Origin of the sequence: Methanoregula sp., assembly GCF_049690535.1 — an archaeon.
In the GTDB taxonomy this organism is placed as follows: Archaea; Halobacteriota; Methanomicrobia; order Methanomicrobiales; family Methanospirillaceae; genus Methanoregula.
This window is the reverse complement of sequence record NZ_JBAVMX010000012.1, coordinates 1-18,426: the sequence shown is the minus strand read 5'-3', so window position 1 is coordinate 18,426 and position 18,426 is coordinate 1. Positions and strand designations below refer to the sequence as shown.

Below are 18,426 nucleotides of genomic sequence, written 5' to 3'. Positions count from 1 at the left end.
TGCCGGTCACCCGCCCATCAGGAACCGGACAACCAGTGACTGTCCCGCCACAGCCAGGCGGAGACGCCGGAGCAGGTAGGCAAACACACACATCCCTCCGATGAACGCAATGACGCACAGGAGGAACTGAGGGAGAGGGAGGAGAAGATTGAGGGGCTGAATGCACCACGCGATGATGACCGAATGGAGGATATAGATCGCAAGCGAGCATTCACCCATTGCCCGGAGCGGATCAGGGAGAGAAGCCGGCGGGAGCATATCGGCGATCACAAACATGCAGAGGATCGCGCCGCAGGCCACAAGACAGAACCCCGGGACCGCCGGGTAGAAAAGCTCGACATACCCGTATCGTACCAGCTGCGGACCGGGAAAAAGCGACCAGAGCACGATCCCGGTCGCCAGCATTCCCAGTCCCACAGCGGCAAACCTTCCTGTCGCAAACGATCTGATCCCGGCACCGGCCCAGCGAATTGAACCAAGCTCTGCACCAAGAAACGCGAACCCCAGCCAGGGAAAGACCGGAAACCATCCACCGACGAGCCAGTGCCCGGCCGTCACAGTGAAGGACAATCCGGCAATCCCGCCAGCAGCACCGGCAACAGGGATCTGGACCGGAAGGGCCGGGTACCCGAACGCAAGCTGAAGCACCGGGGCAGCGCAGAAGAGTACGAGGATGATCCCCCACCGGACCCGCCGGTCAAGCGCGAGGAAGAGGTACGCAAGCGGGAGCGAGATCCCGATCAGGAACAGGACATCCATATCGATGAAGGGGAAGATCCCCCAGACAACTGCTTCGAGCCCTGCGGCAATGAGGAGAACAAACCCGCCCCTGATCAGGAAATACCGGAGATCATACTGCTTTCTTGTCCGCGACAGCGCAACCATCATGCCAGAGAGCAGGATAAAGAGCGGGGCGGCAAGGGAGGCAAGAACCCGGACCGGGAACGGCACCGGGGGGAGGAGGAGATACGGGACCGTGTTTGCACCGACCATCAGGGCAATAGCGATCCCCCGGAGGAGATCGACCGGGATATCCCGGAATTTTGTCCGGGATGCCGGCGGGAGCGCGTATGCGGTATGCATCCAGACGGGTTACTGCCGGGACAGGAAAGGGCTTGTGTTGAGTGAAAATATTTTTGCGGTTTTCCGGAGAAGAGAACTACCGGGAGACAACCGTACACCCCCATTTTTGGACATGAAAATATCCGGACATGCCACGGTGCAAACATCATTATGTATCAGGCCCGATATCCGGATGCGAAAATCAGGAGCGTGATGAGATGGTCATGTATAGGAGGCGGCTATGAAAATAACCATCGGGGTCCTCACCGGTGGAGGGGACTGTCCGGGGCTGAATGCGGCAATACGGGCAGTGGCCCGGGCAGGGACCGGCAGGGGGGTACGGGTTCTCGGGATACGGAACGGCTGGCAGGGCCTCATGGAAAACGATACCCTGCCGCTTTTTCCTGATACGGTTTCCGGCATGATCGAACGCGGGGGAACAATGCTCGGGACATCGCGCACAGACCCGGTGCACCCGCCGGATCATCTCAATAAAATCCGGGATACTCTTGAAAAAAATGGGATGATGGGCCTTGTCGTTATCGGTGGCGACGGGACTCTCAGGGCGGCCAGTGAATTATACAATGAAGGTATCCCTCTGACCGGTATACCAAAGACCATCGATAACGATGTTTTTGGTACAGAGTATGCCATCGGGTTCGATACTGCGGTCTCGACGGTCACGGAAGGGATCGACCGGCTGCGGACGACCGCCGAATCCCATCACCGGATTATGGTCGTTGAAGTGATGGGACGCCATACCGGATGGATCGCTGCGTTTGCCGGGATTGCAGGAGGGGCAGATGAGATCCTGATCCCCGAAGTGCCGTTTACGATGGACACCGTCTGCCGGAACCTCAAAAACCGGTACGATGCCGGAAAAAGATTTTCCATTGTCGTTGTCGCCGAAGGCGTGCGCCACGAGGACATTGTGCAAACACCGGTTGCTTCCTGCGACCTGGACGAATGCGGGCACGAAAAGTTTGTCGGGGTCGGAAACCTGCTCGGAAAGGAACTTGAACGCCGTACCGGTATCGAGACCCGGGTGACCGTGCCCGGGTATGTCCAGCGGGGAGGGACCCCCACGGCTTTCGACCGGGTGCTGGGAACGAGATTTGGCGTGGCTGCGGTCGGGCAGGTACTTGACGGAGAGCCCGGGTCGATGGTGGCGCTGCAGAAAAATTCCATCGTTACCGTTCCCCTGGCAGAAGTATCGGCCGGCAAAAAACCGGTTGATGCGGATTTCATCAGGCTGATGCAGGAGATGCTCAGCCGCCGGTCGGCATAAACGGATCAGATCACCTCCCCGGGGGAACTGCATTACGGGTGATGAAATACGGGAACAACGGGAGGAACCGGATCGTTTGGTCCTCGCCATGGTGATGCAGCCACTCGTATAAATTCCAAATAAAGATTTTTTTTATACCGGCCTTACTCAAGCACAGCGCCGATCAGGTTCCCGGCGATCTGGAGTGCCTCCATCTCGCTGTCCGCCCAATCCCGGTGTACGGTATCAGAAAAACCCACAAAACCCCAGAGAGAATCGTTCTTGAAGAGGGGGAGTACAGCGATCGAATTGATTCCCCGGTCCTCAAAGAACCACCGCTCGCCATCGGGTAACTTCTTTACGTCGCCGGCGATGCTGTTGCCGCTCCCGAGAAGCGAACTCCACAGGAGGGTCGTAAACGTGAGCGACTCCGTGTCTGCAAGCGACACCCTCCCGTTTCCCGCAGTACCGGGATCGACCCACAGGTACTGCACGGTCGCGCCGTCCCTTCCCTCACGTCCCGGGTTCATGCGAAATATACAGACGCTCGCGGCACATACGGCAAACCCGATGTGTTCGAGGATCTCCATGATCCCGGTCTTCAGGTTCTTCTCGTACCCGGGATCATGGGGCGGGATGGTCGCGTGCCTGCGCAGGAACCACTCGATGGCAAAACTGATGGCCATAAGGAGGGTGTCGCGCTTTTTTATCTCCTGGTCGAGACGGTACCGGTGGAGCGCGAGTTCGATGGCAAACGAGAGTTCCCGTTCGTTGAAGGGTTTGAGGATGTATGCATACGGGCCCGTGCCCTTCACCCGCATGAGGGTCTTCTTATCAGAGTACGCGGTGACGAAAATCACCGGAACATCCATGCACTGCCCGATCTTTTTTGCGGTCTCTATCCCGTCCATCGGGGAGCCTTCAAGCACGATATCCATCAGGATCAGATCCGGATGGATCTCGGCGGCCCGTTCCAGTGCTTCCCCGCTGCTTCCGGCCGGTACGGGAACCTCATACCCCATGCCGGCGAGTACGAGCCGCAGGTTCTCTGCAACGATCAGTTCGTCCTCGACAATCAGGATCTTTTGTGTTGTTTCGTCCATCTGAGTCACTCTGAATACGGGATGGTGATGACAAATTCTGTACCGCTGGTGCGCACCAGCGTGATCGTCCCTTTGAGTTGCCGCACCAGCATCTGGACAAGGTTAAACCCGAGGGAATCCGCATGTTCCCAGTCGAACTCTTCCGGGATCCCTCGTCCGTTATCCTGAATGACAAGCGTTATCCGCGAAGGTTCCCGCTTCCCGGTCAGGGAGATCTCCCCGCCGACCCTTCCGGTAAACGCGTACTTGAGCGCGTTTGAGATCAGTTCGTTTGCAATCAGGCCAAGGGGAATGGCAGTCGTGACATTGACGACAAGGTCACGCGCATCGGTGACGACAAGGACGCCGGAGCGGTCGACACCGTAGGCCACCATGAGGTTGCCGGCCAGGTTCCGGAGGTACCGGTCAAAATCGATAGACATCAGGTCGCCGGACTGGTACAGGTTCTCGTGGATGAGCGCCATGGACTTGATCCGGGTCTGGCTGTCCATGAGGGCGGCACCGCAGGCGGGATCGCGTGTCCTGCCGGACTGGAGGTACAGGAGACTGACGATGATCTGGAGATTGTTTTTCACCCGGTGGTGGATCTCTTTTATGAGCACCTCTTTTTCGTGCAGGGACAACCGGAGCCGTTCCTCCGCGATGGTGCGCTGGCAGACCTCGGCAATAAGCGCCTCGTTTGCCTGTGCAAGTGCGGCAGTCCGTTCAAGGACGCGTTCCTCCAGCCGGCCGGTGAGCCGGGTGAGCTCCGCCTCCGCTGTTTTGCGCGCAGAAATATCCTCAAGGACAAGGATGCAGTAGCACGGCGTGTCTGCCGTACCCCGTACAAGCGAGATAAAAATCCCGCCCCAGACCGAAGAGCCGTCTTTTCGTATGCATCTCACTTCACCGGTATACCCGGGGATGTCCCCCCGCATGACCCTTGAGAGGGCATAGCAGGTATCCCGGCGGTCATCCGCAGCGATCAGGATCTGGAGCGCGACATTCCGGAGATCGGGATCTGAGTACCCCAGGATATCGCAGAACCGCCGGTTGACCTGTGCGATGCGCCCGCCCGGGAGGATCTCGGCGATCCCGACTGCGGCCTGGTCAAAAGTCGCAGACAGCCGTTTCCTGCTCTCGCGCAGTTCCCTTTCAGCCTCCTGACGGTGGATGATATCGTTTAAGATCGCAAAGAGGCCAATCGTGACAAACGCATACCCGCCGGTCCGCAGGATAAAAAATACCGGCCCGGGGATCTCGTTTCCCCCGGAGAGGAGGATGTAGTGAGAGATGGCAAACAGGGTGTAGGCAAACCCGAAATACAGCGGTGTAAGTTTTTTGATCTTATGATAGCCCCAGATACTGACGAGGACGATGCCGATACTCAGGATCAGGTTGACCGCGACTGACGCATCGACAGGGTATCCGCCGATCATAGGGTGTCCATCCTGCCGGCACCCGGTACCGGCACCCGTTCAGGGTGTATCGTATGCGGCCACCGGCATGCCTTCGCACCCGGCACCTGCCACCTGTTGTATTCCTGCATAGGAGATCCGTTCAGTGCGGGTACCGCATAAACGCGGCGATAAGTGAAATACCATTTGCACCAATTCCAGCCTTATTTTTCAAATTTGGGCAAGTATAAGTGAAATAATTTTTTCATTCATCAGTTTCTTTATACAAAGCCGGAACGGAAGTACCGTTATCAGGCAGTCTTGTGCCGGCATGCAGGAAAAAAATCACGCTCAAAGGGGCAGAACATGAATAAGGGATCACTCCTCGACCACGCCATTTTCAAAAAAAAGCCGATTGCCGGGGCGTCCGATACAAACGACGACCGCTTCCTCAAACGTACCCTCTCCACGTTTGATCTTGTCATGCTCGGGATCGGAGGGATCATCGGTATGGGGATCTTTGTCCTGTCCGGTATTGTTGCAGGGCTGCATGCCGGTAACGCACTATGGCTCTCGTTTCTCATCGCAGGTGTCGCCTGCCTTTTTGCTGCACTCTGTTATGCAGAATTTTCCGCCATGATACCGGTCGCGGGAAGCGCCTATACGTACTGCTACATCACGCTCGGCGAGATCTGGGCATGGATCATCGGATGGGACCTTATCCTCGAATACGGTCTTGCGGTCTCCGCGGTGGCAATCGGCTGGTCCGGGTATCTCAACGCCCTCCTCAGGTCCACCGGGATCATCCTCCCGCCTGCTCTCATCGCCCCTCCGGGCACTGACGGGGGGATGGTCAACCTGCCGGCCATGGGGATTGTGCTGTGCCTCTCGCTGCTCCTGATACGGGGGACAAAAAAAAGTGCTCAGACCAATGCGGCCATCGTCGCTATCAAGATCGGCGTTATCATCCTCTTTATCGTGCTCGGCCTCTTCTCCATCAACCCGGCGAACTGGACGCCCTTTATGCCACCCACCGGGTGGCTCGGGGTTTTCTCGGGTGCGGCCATCATATTTTTTGCCTTTACCGGGTTTGACGCCGTGGTTACGGCCGCCGAGGAGACAAAAGATCCCAAGAAGAGCCTTCCCCTCGGGCTTATCGGATCACTTGCCATCTGCATCGTCCTCTATATCGTGCTTGGCGTGATCCTGACCGGCATCGTACCGTTTGCGGAGCTTGCCGGGCCGGACGCGATCAACGCCCCGATTGCCTTTGCCCTCGGGCGGATTGGCATATCCTGGGGGGCGGCGATCGTCTCTGTCGGTGCGCTCTGCGGCATGACCTCGGTGATCCTCGTCATGCTCTTCGGGCAGAGCCGGATCTTCTTTGCCATGTCCCGGGACGGCCTGTTGCCGGCATTCTTCTCTGAAGTCAGTACAAAGACGCAGACTCCGGCAAAAGTGATCGTCGTCACCGGTGTGTTCACGGCATGCGTCGCCGGCTTTTTCCCTCTTGCAATCGTTGCAGAACTGGTCAATATGGGTACGCTTGTTGCCTTTGCCATCGTTGCGATTGGTATTCTCCTCCTCCGGGTCCAGCGGCCGGATCTCGTCAGGCCGTTCTCATGCCCGTTTGTCCCGATCGTGCCCCTGCTCTGCGTCGGCTCCTGCGCGTTTCTGATCTTCCACCTCAACCCTCTTGCCCATCTCATGTTTGTCCTCTGGCTGTGCATCGGCATCGCGTTCTACGCACTCTACGGCATGCACAACGGTTCCAGACGCGAAGGACCGGCCACGTGCGGTGCCGGCGTTCAGCCCGGTACACCCGGCCTTCCCCTGCCGGTAACAGGCCCGGACGTCCTGTTGACCGATACTCCCCCGGCAATCCTGAAAAAACAGGAGGGCTCGTAACACCTCGCCACCTGCCCTGTTGTTACACCGGCACTCAGGTAACCACAGCCTATATACTCCATAAACAGAACCGGTACAACGATGCACGATGACTCCGGTCCCGTCCGGTACAAACCGGAAATCCATATACCCGGCCCGGTGAGCTACCTGCTTCTGGGAATCGTCGTGCTCTCCGTGATTTTTGCCGCGCTTATCGTGGTGATCCCGCTGCCGCTGTACCGCCTCATCGGCAACAGTCTTGAAGCCGGGGTCGCCTTTGTCTGCATGTGCATCTGCCTGTACGCGTACCGATACTGGTCCGGCCGCGTGATCCTGCTGCTCGCGGCGTTTGCATTCGGAGAATACGGGCTTGCAACGATCTTCTGGTATCTCTACTCCCTGTTGCCGCTGACGGCGTTGCTTGGCCGTCCGTTTGTCTTTACCACCGTCGCTGAACTCTCGTTTCTGGGGTTCATGCTCTTTTTTATCGCAGGGTTCCAGATCGAGGGGAAAAAAGAACCGATTCCTGCCGTGTACACGTGGCTCCTGCTTGCGCTGTTTTTAATAATCCCGCTGATGATGATCGATACGTATGGCATCACGCCCCGGACCGTGATGCTGCTTGTCCAGTTTGTTGTCGTTGAACAGCTCATTGTCGTGACGATCAGCCACGGTTTTTTCCGGTATCCCCTGATCTGGGCCGGCATCTGTGCGCAATGCGTGTTCTCGATGCTTTACGGCCTTAGGGAGACGCTCTTTCTGTACTACCCGTCCTGGACCATCCCCCTGCCACTCGCAGAAAAGACCTTCTCTCTCTATGATCTTTCCAGTATCGTCGGCCCAATCGTCATTGCCTCTATTGCACTCCTCACTCTTGGCCTGCTCGATTACCTTGTACAACAGGGAACAAACGCGCAGCCTGCCTGATATATCGGGTGAAAAACGGATTTGCTCACACCCGGTGCTATTTTGCCCTCACGCACCTGCATGACTGCGGAAGAGAGACGGGAGCTCAATGTGGTAGCACAGGAGCAGGACAAAGAAGAGGAAGACCGGGAAGACAAGATCGATGCAGATCCCGGCAAGTCCGAAGAATGAGCTGCCCAGCGTATTGTAGATCGCATGGATCGTGACGGCGAGCGTGAAAAAACCCAATATAAGTGAGGGAAATGCCCGGCGGTCGAAATGTCCGGCAATGACGATCCCGTACCCGATGATACCGCAGGTGCACCCGTGCATCAGGGCAGTTGAGAACGAGTGGGTGAGAATGACAACAAGATCCTGCGTGGGCAGCAGGCCGGTCTCAATGATGGAAAACCCGATTCCCGAGGCAAGGGCGCACAGGAAGATATCCCGGTCCTGCTGCCGGCTCCCGTAGATGGCAAGAAGGATAAGAGGCAGGGCCTTGAAAAATTCCTCGACAATCGGGGAGATGGTGATGAAGGCAAGCGCTGCCGGGATCTCGGGCTGTGCGGCCTGGAACATGACAGGCTCAAGAAAATAAACCGGGACTGCCGCGATAAAACCCCACACGACAAACAGGATGAACCGCGTATCGATCCTCCCGATAAAGATCACGAGGAAGAGAAACGGGAGAAGGTATGCCGCACAGAGGAACAGGTCCATTCGTATCGCCACCGGATATCAGGTACCTGGCCCTGTTCGCGTACTCATGAACGTACAGGTATTAGTGAGTATCTGTTAATCCTACAGATCACGTACGCGTATGGGATGTTTATTCCTTTGATAGTGATCGCACGATTCCAGTGGAGAGAAAACAAAAACGATCAGGTGGGTCCGGGAACGGTTCAAAAGGGTTGGGGGAACAGTTAAAAAATAATTTCAGTTAACGGGGTCTATAAAAAGCGCGTGAGACTATAACCCTGTGCCAGAATCCGGCACGTTGAGAGTAAAACCTCTGCACACCAACCATCAGAATGGAGCGCTAAAAAACAAGGTAGCCGGTCCAGACAATGCATGTTCGGATCACTCTCCCGGAAAAAATGCCCGTATCACGATTGATACTTCCCCAGGTTTCAATAACCGGCATTTCCTCCCAGACTTTAAAAAAACGGCCACTTCTGTCGCACACCATCGTATCGCTTAAGAACAAACGCGCTCCATTCTCTTCTCTCAATGATCGCCTGCCCCATGCACCGGGAGATCGGCTGGCGGGTGTTTTTACCTGCACCACAACGTACGAAAGGGAATGATCGCCCCCTCATTTTTAGTGAAATAATTTTTTCAGTTATGCATGCGTTTATAGCATGAAATCGACTACCGGGATATAATAAGACTAAACCCCGGGCCAGGTGTGGGTATCCATACCGGCACCGGACCCGCGAATGGTCTTTTGCGGGAACAGGAATGGGATAAAATGGACGGGGAGTCTGGAACTGATACCACACAGGGGCCGGTCGCTGCCGAGGAAGAGGTTATCCTCCTTGAACCCGGCCAGGAAAAAGCACAGAATATTGTAAAGGCCATATCGCACCAGAATGCCGGGGAGCTCATACAACTGCTCTCGACAACAGGCCCGATGAAACTCTCGGACATTGCATCCCAGATGGGCCTGTCTACCAATGCCGCAAAATACCATGTGGAAAATCTCCGGAACGCCGGGCTCATCGAGATCTCAAATACGCGGTACAGCGTCAAAGGCAAGAAGATGAAAGTCTACCGGCTCAAAAACCAGGTGTTTATTGTCGCGCCGAACATGAGCTCCGGCGCGGATCTCCGCGCAGTCCTGTTAAAATATGCAACGCTCTGCGGCCTCTTTGTCGTAACCTGTGCCGCAATCCTGGTCCAGCCGTTTGTTGTGGTATCGTATGTACCGGTGAGTTCGCTCTCCGGCTCCCTCCAGCAGGGCACAGCGGTCCAGGGGACGGAATCATCCACCCTTATCCCGGCGCTTGTCATTGCCGGGATCGTCACGATCCTCGTGTACGCCGGTTTTGAGATACTCATGTACTGGAAAAACCGGTAGATGATTTCGTCGTAATACACCGGGGTGCGAGTTTTCTGATCTTTTCAACGGGAAAAATCATCGTTACCGGGTTGAAGGATCTGAAGGATGCAGAGGGTGTTATTAACAATTTAAAAGGAGTTATTGGAGTTAAGTGAAATTTAGGTCACTTTCCTTTTTCCGCTATGGATGGATTTCTCAATTCTGTGACCATTTTAAGATGTTTGCTATATTGCGGGTGCATGTAAATTGTAGGCCTTTTCTGGAGCATTGCGCGTTCTTTCATAACATTATCCGTGGTAAAAAGAATCGAATTCGTCAGTTTTGCAATATTAAGTATAATTTGATCCTCTTTAAGATCAAACTCTTCATGAGTCGAAGGTATCTTTTCGCCATCTTTGCAGAAAAAAATGGATATTTTTCCCGAACCTGCTGATTTTCGTAATTCATCTAATTCCCTTGTTGCCATTTCTTTCTCTCGTTTACCTAGCGTGTCGATTACAGTAATAACAAAACTGGGAATGACAATTTCAAAACCAGAAAAAAATCCAATTCCAAGACCTTTTGAGATGAGTCCACCCACAAGGACATTTACATCCGGTAATATTCGGTTCGTAATCATGAAAATGGGCGGTTTTAATTCTGATTTATGACCACATTCTTTTACAAATACAAAATCGAGCCCCTCCTCTTTTCCCTCGATGAGCATCACTGGGTGATTACATGTCCTGCAGATAATTGCATTATGTCCAAAATCGAAAAGTTGAGCATATCTTTCGATATTATTACCTTCAAGCATGAGCCCTTCGCACTTGGCAATATCCGAAACAACCTGCTTGTTAGGTTCGCTTATAGGTCCTTGAATAAACAAACTTTTTCCAAAATTTTGAATTGTAAGCGTATCCCTTTTAAAAACCCATTTTTGGTGAGGTGTTGTAATCTGGGTTTCAGTACAACCATGACTTGTTAGAATCTCTTTGAGGATCAAATCATTTGCTCGTTGAGAAATATTCCATGTAATATTTATTGCCGCCATAACATACAATATACATTATTACATTATAGGAATTTTGCATGAGTTCGGCATCCATAATAATTTCAAACGAAGAACTTGAAAAATTGAAGGCATACATTTTAAGAACAAATATCAAACGTGTCAAGCCTTCAAATGATTTTGAATTATTGAGGATTAAAGAGGGCCAGGTATCAATTATTGTTTACAAATCCAATAAAATAGTTCATAATGGAAGCGAAGCCTCGTTAAAAATTCTTCATGAAATTTTAACAAGAGACGAGCAATTTGATTATATCCTTGGTTCAGATGAAACCGGCAAAGGCGAATGGTTTGGCCCTCTTGTAATTACCGCTACAGCTCTCACTCCAGAACAGATCATTGAACTAAGGAAAATTGGAGTCCGAGATAGCAAAACAATAAAGAAAGCAGAACTCATAAAACTCGCCGAACAATTATTCAAAATGGATTTTGCCCGGTTTACTATTGCCCTTACACCAGAGAAGTACAACCAGATGTATGCGGATTTTGAAAAAGAAGGAAAGTCTCTGAACGATATGCTGGCTTGGGCTCATTCCGCAGTGATCAAGGCAATGTTAAAGTATGTACAGGCAAAAAAAATCAAAGTCGTCATAGACAAGTTCGATTTCGAAAAAACGGAATTCAGGTTGGAGAACGTTGATCGGACCAATGTAGAAATCATCCAGAAATCCAAGGGAGAATCTGAAATCCCGGTTGCAGCAGCAAGTATCATCGCAAAACATAAATTTGAGACAGAAGTCGATAAGCTGAATGAAAAATACGGTATCGATCTACGAACGGCGCAACCGAAAGATATAGACAGATCAATATTACAATTTGTCGCCAAACTTCATTTTAAAAACGTAAATGGTTCATCTAAAAAATGAGATTTCTCACTATTTTTGCAATCGGACACTCTCTGCTTTCCAGGATTGCTTGTTTTTCTTCTGATCCCATGATGGTCGGGCATCAACAACAACCTTATCTCCATCATTGATATCCGAAGGCAGAATGTCTTTGTAACAAAAGACTGAATCGCCATCCTCCAGATTGATAAAACAGAATGGACGATCTGGTCTTCCGAGAGAAATTTTTCCGTAGACCTTTCTTCTTATCGCCTCTTTTTGAGGGGATTGTATGGAAGGGCCAGCCATCGCGTTTTCCGTACCGTGTCTCCAGATCGCTTGGCATTTCTGATATACTTCTTCCAACGGAGAAGATATTGTAATTTCGTCTTTTGATAATCCGGATAATTTATCATTTAATGAATCCGGGACTTTCCAGGATTTCTCTTCACGAATTAATTTCGTTAATTGATAATGGAGGGCTGCGTTCTCTTTGTTACCGCGTTCATAAAACAAATTTCCTATCGCTTCAAAGAGAACGACCATCAATCCCGGATCTTGTCGAGCCTGCGCTGCAAAGAGCATTATTTCCAGAGCCTCATCTTTTCGCCCGAGATCGTTAAGGACATCTGCATATTCCTTCAGCATCCACCAGTCAGGATGTGGAACTGCGCAGAGATTCTTATAATCCGCTGCTGCGTCCTCTTTTCTGCCAGCCTGAAAATATGCCAGAGCTCGCAACCGGAGAAAGAATTTTTTTTGTTTCGGGAAATGTTCGAGAGCGTATTCAAGAAACGAAAATGCCTCATCGCTCTTGCCAGTTTCAACAAGTGCATTAACTCTGTACAAGTACCAAAGTCCCTGCTGGCTCCAGCCCTCTCTTCCATTGGGCAACTGCATTAGCTTTGAATCAAGTGAATTGGGATCAACTTTCTGAACCCATTCATCCAGAATATTCCAGTTTTTCTCATGCTTGGCGGCTTTACATACCCGCATATTGACAACATTCGTTGCGATTTGATTTGGCTGAAGTTGATGGATCTTATTTGCAGCACTAATAACCGTTGAGAGAGATTCCTCTTCGGGTATTGGATACAGAATACCCTCGATATAGGTCCAAACGATTTCCGTAGTTACCCAATCAAAACCGGGGAATTTTCCGACTAAAGAGTCAGCCAGAGGAATTGCCTCCTTAAATTGCTTCAGTTTTCTGAGGCAATGCAGGTATCCAGCGTAAGTATATTGATCCGAATTTTCCTCGTGCAGTTCCTTGTAGAGAACCAACGCGTCTTGAAATTTGCCGGATTTGCGGAGATCATTCGCTCTAAATTTTTTCTCGAAAGGAGTTTCCATTAAATTTTCACTACTTATGTAGACTCATTATTATTCTGGATAATCAATCTATCCTCTGAAGTGTGAATGTGATTGCAGCAGTTCGCCCATGTCGTGCAATGATGCCTCTATATTATAGATCAATTCGTAGTATTGATCATGCCAGATGATCTGACCGACATGGAAGTTCAGATCCTCTATATCCTCTACCGTAACAAAAATTTCAAATCCGACGCTGGCTACCATAGCAAAAAACTCAGGAAGATCCTCCTGAAGAAATACGATCAGGATTTCGATGAAGCCATCCAGTCCCTGAAAAATAACGCCTACATCGGGACGATTAAAAAAGACGATCCCAAATATTACATCCTGAACCTCGGCAAAACATATTTCGTCCTGAAAGATCACGGCCTGAACGTTACGCCCCTTGGTGGTGGGAGAGTCCACCACCTGGACTGATGGTGCCAATTCTGTTAATTTTTTTTAACAACAAATTTATAGATTGAAAGCAGACATCTGCGCAAGGGAAATTCCGATGAAACCACCGTTCGAGGGATTATTCGGGGACACCTGCGAAACCCGGCTTCTCCAGTTCCTGCTGCCGATGTATGGGATCGAATTTGAGATGGCCGAACTTGTCGAAGAGATTGGGCTCACCCGGCAGTCGATAGCAAAAGCGATGAATAAGTTCTCGGACCGGGGCATGGTGAAGATCCGTAAAGAGGGGAGAACGCCCCTCTACTCCATCAATGAAGATTCTCCACTCGTGAAGCGCCTTGAGGACTTCGACAACACGTTAATCGAATCAATGATTGGGCCTGCAGAATTCGCAAAGATGTGCGATGCACAGGCAAAACGTGTACCTGCGTCCTCCCCCAAGCAGTCCGGGCAGGGAACAAAGAAGATCCAGTTCCGGCATGACGCTTCCGGTGATACTGTGCCCTGTGTTGCGAGCCGTCCCGGAACCTACCTCAGAAAAAAGGCCCGGTCAGGTCATGAGCCCATACTGGTGTCCTGAATGTTCCACGGCTTTCTCACAACATCACATCTGATCCATCTGCAATGAAACTACGGTTCTAAGCAGTGATCCATCCTCCCGGGGCACAGTAGTAATTTTCACTTTACGGATATGGTGGCCTCAATCCCAGTCATCATGGGTACGGGTTTAACCCCTTGAAACCTTCCCCAAGACCGTATCTAATCCGGGCCCAATCTGCCCTCCGATTACCTGTTTCCCGATCAAAAAGAAGCCCATTTCGGGCTCCGTTTAAAAACAAGCCCAAATCAGCCGTATTTTGGCAATCGGACGAAATAAAAAGTTCACGTATTGCGATTTTACGGGCCGTTTTTGGGTCCGGATGGGTTTTTGGTTGATCCCGAAAACAGTGGCTGTTCTAGGGGCGTCTATGGCCGATTATGGGTATTATATGGGGCAAAATTTGGGCGTATTTTGACAAATGGAAACAAATAAGGGCACGAAATTTCGGGCAGGCGAATCGGACGATATTTCTGGCCCGAATTTACTAATGGACAAATATTCGGTGAGGATATCCTACGACGGAGAACCTGCAGGAGGGGTCCGGCTTTATTTTTTGCGGAACATAAAGCGGGAGGCAGAGAGGTCGCTCTTTTTTGAAAATTGCCGGGTCGTTTTTTCCGGAATCCTCAAGCACGTGACCCGATCATTTTTACAAATACTCAAGCCGCGTGATCGATCTTTTTTGGAATTTCCAGCTCGCGACGTGTGGAATTAAAAAATAAATCGGGTATAGTCACATTCCAGCGACTAACCCGGCGTGTCAACCAGCAGTTCTTCCGGCTCCGCACCATCCTCAGGACGCGGCACGTCATGGGTCCTCCGGATGAGGATAATGACAATGATGCAAAGTACAAACGAGGTCAGGTAGACCGCCTGGTACCCGAGCACGGAGAGCGCCGGCGTCAGCTTCGACACAAGCGGCGTCCCGTCCCGGGGGATGCCGGCCATGTACATCCTGATCGCAAAAACGCTCTGGAAAAATGCAATCCCGATAACCATCCCAACGTGCCGCACCGTCATCATGACACCCGACCCGTCACCGACAGCATCCTGCGGACAATGGCCCATGATCAACCGGGCGTTCGGGCCGAAAAAGGCGGCCGTGGAGACCCGGGTGACAATCATCCCGGCAACGATAACGACAACGAGCGTCATAGGATTGAACGTAAAGAAGATCAAAAACCCGGCCGCCGCCAGACCTACGGCGATGATGGAGATGGTAAGACTTCCGTGCCGGTCGGCGAGGCTGCCGGCTGCGGGAGCGACAATGATCGAAAGCAGCGCCGGCACCGTCATGATCAGCCCTGCCAGGAACGGGTCGAGGTGACGCGAATTGATCAGGTACAGGGGCATCAGGTAGGTGACCCCGGAAAAGAGCGTCGTAATAATCAGGCAGGTGATAATGCCGAACTGGAAATCCCGGTTCCGGATCAGGGCCGGGCTGATCAGGGGATCCGGGTTGTTGTGTTCCCGCAGGACAAAGATCGCCCCGACAACGAGCCCGAAGACGAGGAGCAGCAGCAGGTCAATATCCGGTGTACCCGCCACCTGGTAGAACGAGAATGCGGCAAGAAGGAGTACGAGGGAGATGACAAAGAGTGCCGGGCTGACAAAGTTCAGGGGTTTTTGTTCGGTCGTCCCCGTGGCAGAGGGGAGGCAGTACCAGCTCATAAAAAGCGCGGCGATGACGATCGGCAGGTTGATGAAAAATACCCAGCGCCAGCCGGCAAACTGAGAGATAAAACCGCCCAGCCCGGGGCCGACTGCATAACCAACGGCAGACATGGCGATGAGAAAACCAAGCGACTTTCCCCGGACCGATGAGGGGAGGTAGGTCGTGATGACCGCCGGCCCGATGGCAGAGAACATCGCTGCACCGGCTCCCTGGAGAACCCGGAACGCGATGAGGCTGGTAATGTCCGGGGCCACACCGCACAAAAACGAACCAAGGCCAAAGAGCGCAAGGCCGATAAGGAAAAGTGAACGAAAACCGTACCGGTCGCCCAGTTTTCCCATAAAAAGAATGAGGGCCGTGATGGTGAGCATGTAGGCGATGATAACGAGCGACCCCTCACCGATCGGGATCTGCCACGCCCTGATAATCGATGGGAGGGTGATATTGACAATGCTCATGTCAAGTGCCCCCATCAGAGATGCGAGGGACACCGTGGCTACGATGATGCGCTGGCCGGTCAGACTGCCGGGGTCAGGAGCCGTGTGAAAGATCGGGATTGAAGACACCTTTTATATTTTACACATCTCCTCCCATGACAGATAAAAATGACAGGTTTTGTGCGGGTGCACGAAACTGTTTTTGAGAGAGACGATAAAAGGCAAAAAGGAATGGGGAGGGGGTGCGTTACACCCGGCCCTGTTTGCGGAGTTTCTCCCCCAGCCACGGGAGGAAATCCTTTTTCCGTGACATCACGCCACAAAGCCGGGCCGGGAGATCCTCACTAAAGAGATCAGAAAGGAGCGCTGCGTCACCGGCCCCGTAGAGGTCGCTTGCATTTTCAAGAACATTGGTGAAAAGCGCAAGCGAAAGATCGGCGCTGGAGCCGGCACGGCTTTTTTCAAGCCCGGCCTTTATTGCAGCGTCACGCTCCCGGTTCCATTCAAAGGAGGGCACCATCACCTGCGCAATCTGCACCGTTTTTTCCGAGAGGGCAAACATCTTGGTGTCCCGGGCGAGGAGTGCATCGAGCGATATCCCCGAGAGATCCATGCCCCGTTCGAGAAGCGCGATGCCAAGTTTCTCCGGGTCTTCACCGGCGATGGGGACGAGGTACTTTACTGCCTGCCTGTCCAGGTGCGTTGTCGTCGACATCCGTAAGGAGAGCGTATCAGAGAGAATGCCGCAGAGGAGGACACCGGCAACCCCCTTTGTGGGAGAGAGGCCGGACTCCATGAACTTCATGGCAATGATCGTCGAGGTCGCTCCCACCGGATCGTTGAAGAACCGGATCGGCTTTAAGGTCGTAATCGCCCCGAGCCGGTGATGGTCGATGATCTCGACCACGTCTGCTTCCTCGATCCCGGGGACTGCCTGCGAGGCCTCGTTGTGATCGAGCAGGACGACAGAACGTCGGACATCGTCAAGCAGCGTCGTTCTTGTAAGGACGCCGGCGAGTGTCCCGTCTCCCGTGACAACGCACGCGGCCCGGAACTTCGAACCGGCAACGACCTGCCGGGCATGGGCGAGGGTGTCAGAGAACGTAAGGACCGGGACATTGGTCTCCATGAGCTCTCTCGCAGGAAGCGAGAGATTGATCATCTTCCCGACCCCGAATGCATCCAGTTTTGTGGAGAGGACGGAGACCCCGCGCTGCTTTGCAGCGGCAATGACCCGGTCGCCGACCGGTGCCCCTTCCGCGATGATAAGGGCCGCAATCCCGGCCGAGACGAGCGCAAGCTGGGCCGGCTCGTTGTCACCAACGACCGCGATGTCCTTTGCGGTCATCTTCGCGAGCGTGACGTGCAGCGCATCGATCGCAATGTAGACCCGTCCTTCAAGGATAGTATGAGCCGGGACAATGATCTCCGCGCTCAGGACACGGGCAAGCGTCCCGATCGGGACCGGTATCACCGCGAGCTCGGCAAGGTGCAGGGTCCCGATATACGCATTTGCAAGCGCATGCTCGCCGATCATCCCGACGGGTTTTCCGGCAGCGTCCGTGATGACGACGTTCCTGATCCCTTCGTGTGCCATGAGGACGGCGACATCCACGGTCGGGACATCCTGCGGCAGCGCAAAGACCGGCTTGTACTCGATATCGGAGAGGCGGGGCTCGACCGACGGTACAAAGACCGGCTCTGCGATGCCGAACCGTTCGAGCATGAACCGGGACTCATTATTGATATCCCCGCACCGGGCCGGAACGTACCGTCCAGGCTCGGACCGGTTTTTGAAATCCGCGTACCCGATCGCGCTCGCGATGCTGTCCGTATCGGGCTGGCGGTGGCCGAAGCAATAGATTTGGTTCAAAAACATCCTCCTGCCTTTACAAGAGCGGCGGGTTCTGCTTTATCATTTGCCTGTACAGGTTCATAAGGTACAGGCACGCCCCTGCACCCCATCCGGCAGATCCCCAATATTTATATCTGGCTTTGCCCAACCTGAATAGTACGAAACCGAACTATATCGGATCCGGACTATACCCATGACCAGCCTCTTACAGTTTGCAACGAAGAGCGGGAGGGCACGCAGCCTGCTTGCACTTTTTGTGCTCCACTCGCTTGATAAGGGTGAGAAATCAGGGTATGATATCATGAGGGAGATAGAAAAACTCACGAACGGCGCCTGGGTCCCGAGCAAAGGAACGCTCTATCCCCTGCTCCGCCAGCTTGAAACCGAAGGGCTCATTGTCCCAGCCCCGGAAAAAGAGGGCTCCCGGGCCCGTACCGGGTTTATGCTCACCCGTACCGGGCGGGACACGCTCAAAAAGATCAGGGCCCACAGCAAAGAGCACCACAAAAAAATGGATCATTACCGGCATCTCATCACCGCGATCTTCGGG

Annotated in this window: 17 protein-coding genes; 9 read left to right on the top strand and 8 right to left on the bottom strand. The window is 52.9% G+C overall.

Annotated features, from left to right (window positions below):
* Positions 1-6: 6 nt before the first annotated feature.
* Positions 7-1,083 carry a heparan-alpha-glucosaminide N-acetyltransferase domain-containing protein gene (locus tag WCE46_RS00795; RefSeq protein WP_424731796.1) on the bottom strand — a complete coding sequence of 359 codons (1,077 nt, stop codon included), beginning with the start codon at positions 1,081-1,083 and terminating at the stop codon, positions 7-9.
* Between the two features lie 220 nt (positions 1,084-1,303).
* On the opposite strand from WCE46_RS00795, the gene WCE46_RS00790 reads away from it, so the two are divergent.
* Positions 1,304-2,350, top strand: coding sequence for a 6-phosphofructokinase (locus WCE46_RS00790; RefSeq protein ID WP_424731795.1), 1,047 nt, complete (start codon positions 1,304-1,306; stop codon positions 2,348-2,350).
* Between the two features lie 143 nt (positions 2,351-2,493).
* Here the strand turns inward: WCE46_RS00790 and WCE46_RS00785 are convergent, their stop codons facing one another.
* Both WCE46_RS00785 and WCE46_RS00780 read right to left on the bottom strand, forming a co-directional pair.
* Positions 2,494-3,432 carry a response regulator gene (locus WCE46_RS00785; RefSeq protein WP_424731794.1) on the bottom strand — a complete coding sequence of 313 codons (939 nt, stop codon included), beginning with the start codon at positions 3,430-3,432 and terminating at the stop codon, positions 2,494-2,496.
* A gap of 5 nt (positions 3,433-3,437) precedes the next feature.
* Positions 3,438-4,850 carry a sensor histidine kinase gene (locus WCE46_RS00780; protein WP_424731793.1) on the bottom strand — a complete coding sequence of 471 codons (1,413 nt, stop codon included), beginning with the start codon at positions 4,848-4,850 and terminating at the stop codon, positions 3,438-3,440.
* 324 nt (positions 4,851-5,174) lie between these two features.
* Here WCE46_RS00780 and WCE46_RS00775 point away from each other — a divergent pair, with 324 nt between their 5' ends.
* Both WCE46_RS00775 and WCE46_RS00770 read left to right on the top strand, forming a co-directional pair.
* Positions 5,175-6,716 carry an amino acid permease gene (locus WCE46_RS00775; RefSeq protein ID WP_424731792.1) on the top strand — a complete coding sequence of 514 codons (1,542 nt, stop codon included), beginning with the start codon at positions 5,175-5,177 and terminating at the stop codon, positions 6,714-6,716.
* An 81-nt stretch (positions 6,717-6,797) separates the two neighbouring features.
* Positions 6,798-7,622, top strand: a complete 825-nt coding sequence (locus WCE46_RS00770) for a hypothetical protein (protein ID WP_424731791.1) — start codon at positions 6,798-6,800, stop codon at positions 7,620-7,622.
* Positions 7,623-7,670: 48 nt separating this feature from the next.
* Here WCE46_RS00770 and WCE46_RS00765 read toward each other — a convergent pair whose 3' ends face one another.
* Entirely contained in the window at positions 7,671-8,321 is a 651-nt protein-coding gene (locus WCE46_RS00765) for a PrsW family glutamic-type intramembrane protease (RefSeq protein WP_424731790.1), read from the bottom strand.
* Positions 8,322-9,072: 751 nt separating this feature from the next.
* On the opposite strand from WCE46_RS00765, the gene WCE46_RS00760 reads away from it, so the two are divergent.
* The gene (locus WCE46_RS00760) at positions 9,073-9,681 is read left to right on the top strand and encodes an ArsR/SmtB family transcription factor (protein ID WP_424731789.1); all 609 of its coding nucleotides are present in this window, start codon (positions 9,073-9,075) and stop codon (positions 9,679-9,681) included.
* The gene (locus WCE46_RS00755; protein ID WP_424731817.1) at positions 9,666-9,818 is read left to right on the top strand and encodes a hypothetical protein; all 153 of its coding nucleotides are present in this window, start codon (positions 9,666-9,668) and stop codon (positions 9,816-9,818) included. Before WCE46_RS00760 ends, WCE46_RS00755 begins: the two co-directional genes overlap by 16 nt.
* 8 nt (positions 9,819-9,826) lie before the next feature.
* On the opposite strand, the gene WCE46_RS00750 is transcribed toward WCE46_RS00755, so the two are convergent.
* On the bottom strand, positions 9,827-10,696 hold the full coding sequence (locus tag WCE46_RS00750; RefSeq protein ID WP_424731788.1) for a hypothetical protein: 870 nt from the start codon (positions 10,694-10,696) through the stop codon (positions 9,827-9,829).
* 38 nt (positions 10,697-10,734) lie between these two features.
* Between WCE46_RS00750 and WCE46_RS00745 the strand changes: the two genes are divergently transcribed.
* Positions 10,735-11,580 carry a hypothetical protein gene (locus tag WCE46_RS00745; protein WP_424731787.1) on the top strand — a complete coding sequence of 282 codons (846 nt, stop codon included), beginning with the start codon at positions 10,735-10,737 and terminating at the stop codon, positions 11,578-11,580.
* Positions 11,581-11,589: 9 nt separating this feature from the next.
* Here WCE46_RS00745 and WCE46_RS00740 read toward each other — a convergent pair whose 3' ends face one another.
* Complete coding sequence (locus WCE46_RS00740; protein ID WP_424731786.1) at positions 11,590-12,891, bottom strand: tetratricopeptide repeat protein; 1,302 nt, start codon at positions 12,889-12,891, stop codon at positions 11,590-11,592.
* Positions 12,892-13,029: 138 nt separating this feature from the next.
* On the opposite strand from WCE46_RS00740, the gene WCE46_RS00735 reads away from it, so the two are divergent.
* Positions 13,030-13,329 (top strand): hypothetical protein, encoded by a 300-nt coding sequence (locus WCE46_RS00735; protein ID WP_424731785.1) that lies wholly within the window; start codon positions 13,030-13,032, stop codon positions 13,327-13,329.
* A gap of 76 nt (positions 13,330-13,405) precedes the next feature.
* A complete protein-coding gene (locus WCE46_RS00730; RefSeq protein ID WP_424731784.1) occupies positions 13,406-13,888 on the top strand; it encodes a hypothetical protein in 483 nt (160 codons plus the stop codon).
* 768 nt (positions 13,889-14,656) lie between these two features.
* On the opposite strand, the gene WCE46_RS00725 is transcribed toward WCE46_RS00730, so the two are convergent.
* On the bottom strand, positions 14,657-16,150 hold the full coding sequence (locus WCE46_RS00725; RefSeq protein ID WP_424731783.1) for an MFS transporter: 1,494 nt from the start codon (positions 16,148-16,150) through the stop codon (positions 14,657-14,659).
* Between the two features lie 118 nt (positions 16,151-16,268).
* Entirely contained in the window at positions 16,269-17,900 is a 1,632-nt protein-coding gene (locus tag WCE46_RS00720) for a putative manganese-dependent inorganic diphosphatase (RefSeq protein ID WP_424731782.1), read from the bottom strand.
* Positions 17,901-18,069: 169 nt separating this feature from the next.
* Between WCE46_RS00720 and WCE46_RS00715 the strand changes: the two genes are divergently transcribed.
* The coding region (locus WCE46_RS00715) for a PadR family transcriptional regulator (protein WP_424731781.1) at positions 18,070-18,426 on the top strand (357 nt) is incomplete at its 3' end.

Excerpts from the sequence above, each read along its gene's own strand:
- WCE46_RS00795 (WP_424731796.1), bottom strand. The coding sequence starts at position 1,083 with ATGCATACCGCATACGCGCTCCCGCCGGCATCCCGGACAAAATTCCGG.
- WCE46_RS00790 (WP_424731795.1), top strand. The coding sequence starts at position 1,304 with ATGAAAATAACCATCGGGGTCCTCACCGGTGGAGGGGACTGTCCGGGG.
- WCE46_RS00785 (WP_424731794.1), bottom strand. The coding sequence starts at position 3,432 with ATGGACGAAACAACACAAAAGATCCTGATTGTCGAGGACGAACTGATC.
- WCE46_RS00780 (WP_424731793.1), bottom strand. The coding sequence starts at position 4,850 with ATGATCGGCGGATACCCTGTCGATGCGTCAGTCGCGGTCAACCTGATC.
- WCE46_RS00775 (WP_424731792.1), top strand. The coding sequence starts at position 5,175 with ATGAATAAGGGATCACTCCTCGACCACGCCATTTTCAAAAAAAAGCCG.
- WCE46_RS00770 (WP_424731791.1), top strand. The coding sequence starts at position 6,798 with ATGCACGATGACTCCGGTCCCGTCCGGTACAAACCGGAAATCCATATA.
- WCE46_RS00765 (WP_424731790.1), bottom strand. The coding sequence starts at position 8,321 with ATGGACCTGTTCCTCTGTGCGGCATACCTTCTCCCGTTTCTCTTCCTC.
- WCE46_RS00760 (WP_424731789.1), top strand. The coding sequence starts at position 9,073 with ATGGACGGGGAGTCTGGAACTGATACCACACAGGGGCCGGTCGCTGCC.
- WCE46_RS00750 (WP_424731788.1), bottom strand. The coding sequence starts at position 10,696 with ATGGCGGCAATAAATATTACATGGAATATTTCTCAACGAGCAAATGAT.
- WCE46_RS00745 (WP_424731787.1), top strand. The coding sequence starts at position 10,735 with ATGAGTTCGGCATCCATAATAATTTCAAACGAAGAACTTGAAAAATTG.
- WCE46_RS00740 (WP_424731786.1), bottom strand. The coding sequence starts at position 12,891 with ATGGAAACTCCTTTCGAGAAAAAATTTAGAGCGAATGATCTCCGCAAA.
- WCE46_RS00735 (WP_424731785.1), top strand. The coding sequence starts at position 13,030 with ATGCCAGATGATCTGACCGACATGGAAGTTCAGATCCTCTATATCCTC.
- WCE46_RS00730 (WP_424731784.1), top strand. The coding sequence starts at position 13,406 with ATGAAACCACCGTTCGAGGGATTATTCGGGGACACCTGCGAAACCCGG.
- WCE46_RS00720 (WP_424731782.1), bottom strand. The coding sequence starts at position 17,900 with ATGTTTTTGAACCAAATCTATTGCTTCGGCCACCGCCAGCCCGATACG.